Annotated in this window: 2 rRNA genes (1 of these 2 cut by a window edge); both read right to left on the minus strand. The window is 54.5% G+C overall.

Going from position 1 to position 2,500, the window contains the following annotated elements:
* Nucleotides 1-70 precede the first annotated feature (70 nt).
* A 5S ribosomal RNA gene (gene rrf, locus BLV01_RS21090) occupies nt 71-185 on the minus strand.
* Between the two features lie 165 nt (nt 186-350).
* Nucleotides 351-2,500, minus strand: a 23S ribosomal RNA gene (locus BLV01_RS21095) (it continues 714 nt past the right edge of the window).

Here is a 2,500-nt window from a genome sequence, read left to right on the forward strand (position 1 = left end):
CGGGATTATCATTTCGCTGACGCAAAGAAGAAGGCCGGATCCTTTTGGGATCCGGCCTTCAGGGTAAAGCCCCTGGCGATGACCTACTCTTGCATGGCTTAAGCCACACTACCATCGGCGCATGTGCGTTTCACTTCCGAGTTCGGGATGGGATCGGGTGGTTCCACACAGCTATTATCACCAGGGAGAGGGTGGAGGGTCGCAGGTTCCGGAAGGAATAGCGCACACGCTCTCGTTGGTTGCTTTCAACGCGATGGAGCTGCGTTGTCGGCGAATAGATTGGAATGTAGCGAGTCAGTGTTGGGTTGGAGTGTCGACGCGTCGTCGAGTCCAAGGCCACTTGAGGTTATATGGTCAAGCCACACGGATCATTAGTACAGGTTAGCTCAATGCATTGCTGCACTTACACACCCTGCCTATCAACCACCTAGTCTTGATGGTTCCTTTAGGGGAGTCAAGCTCCCGGGAGATCTCATCTTGAGGCGCGCTTCCCGCTTAGATGCTTTCAGCGGTTATCGCTTCCGAACATAGCTACCCGGCAGTGCCACTGGCGTGACAACCGGAACACCAGAGGTTCGTCCACTCCGGTCCTCTCGTACTAGGAGCAGCCCCTCTCAAATCTCCAACGCCCACGACAGATAGGGACCGAACTGTCTCACGACGTTCTGAACCCAGCTCGCGTACCACTTTAAATGGCGAACAGCCATACCCTTGGGACCGACTACAGCCCCAGGATGTGATGAGCCGACATCGAGGTGCCAAACACCGCCGTCGATATGAACTCTTGGGCGGTATCAGCCTGTTATCCCCGGAGTACCTTTTATCCGTTGAGCGATGGCCCTTCCATACAGAACCACCGGATCACTAAGACCTACTTTCGTACCTGCTTGATCCGTCGATCTTGCAGTCAAGCACGCTTATGCCTTTGCACACAGTGCGCGATGTCCGACCGCGCTGAGCGTACCTTCGTGCTCCTCCGTTACACTTTGGGAGGAGACCGCCCCAGTCAAACTACCCACCATACATGGTCCCCGACCCGGATAACGGGCCCAGGTTAGAACGTCAAGCACGACAGGGTGGTATTTCAAGGATGGCTCCACTGCAGCTAGCGCCACAGTTTCATAGCCTCCCACCTATCCTACACAGACGAACTCAACGTTCAATGTAAAGCTATAGTAAAGGTTCACGGGGTCTTTCCGTCTTGCCGCGGGAACGCTGCATCTTCACAGCGATTTCAATTTCACTGAGTCTCGGGTGGAGACAGCGCCGCTGTCGTTACGCCATTCGTGCAGGTCGGAACTTACCCGACAAGGAATTTCGCTACCTTAGGACCGTTATAGTTACGGCCGCCGTTTACTGGGGCTTCGATCAAGAGCTTCGCCTTGCGGCTAACCCCATCAATTAACCTTCCAGCACCGGGCAGGCGTCACACCCTATACGTCCACTTTCGTGTTTGCAGAGTGCTGTGTTTTTGATAAACAGTCGCAGCGGCCTGGTCACTGCGGCCCCCCTCAGCTATTAACCATGGAGGGCGCACCTTCTCCCGAAGTTACGGTGCTATTTTGCCTAGTTCCTTCACCCGAGTTCTCTCAAGCGCCTGAGAATTCTCATCCTGCCCACCTGTGTCGGTTTACGGTACGGTCTGCGTAAGCTGAAGCTTAGGAGCTTTTCCTGGAAGCGTGATATCAGCAGCCTAGCCCTAATGGGCCGGTCCTTAGTCTCAACGTTGCCCCCCCGGATTTGCCTAAGGGGACCGCCTCAACTCTCTCACCAGGACAACCAACGCCTGGCCTGCCTAACCTTCTCCGTCCCTCCATCGCACTTACGCGAGGTGCAGGAATATTAACCTGCTTCCCATCGACTACGCATTTCTGCCTCGCCTTAGGGGCCGACTCACCCTGCGTCGATTAACGTTGCGCAAGGAAACCTTGGGCTTTCGGCGTGCGGGCTTTTCACCCGCATTATCGTTACTCATGTCAGCATTCGCACTTCCGATACCTCCAGCAGACTTCTCAATCCACCTTCATCGGCTTACGGAACGCTCCTCTACCGCGCATACAAAGTATGCACCCCAAGCTTCGGTTCATCGCTTAGCCCCGTTAAATCTTCCGCGCAGACCGACTCGACCAGTGAGCTATTACGCTTTCTTTAAAGGGTGGCTGCTTCTAAGCCAACCTCCTGGCTGTCTGTGCCTTTCCACATCGTTCACCACTTAGCGATGAATTTGGGACCTTAGCTGTGGGTCTGGGTTGTTTCCCTTTTCACGACGGACGTTAGCACCCGCCGTGTGTCTCCCGGATAGTACGTACTGGTATTCGGAGTTTGCCATGGTTTGGTAAGTCGCAATGACCCCCTAGCCATAACAGTGCTCTACCCCCAGTAGTATTCGTCCGAGGCGCTACCTAAATAGCTTTCGAGGAGAACCAGCTATCTCCGGGTTCGATTAGCTTTTCACTCCTAATCACACCTCATCCCCTACCTTTGCAACGGGAGTGGGTTC

This window comes from Lysobacter sp. yr284, from assembly GCF_900107375.1.
Classification (GTDB): Bacteria; Pseudomonadota; Gammaproteobacteria; order Xanthomonadales; family Xanthomonadaceae; genus Lysobacter.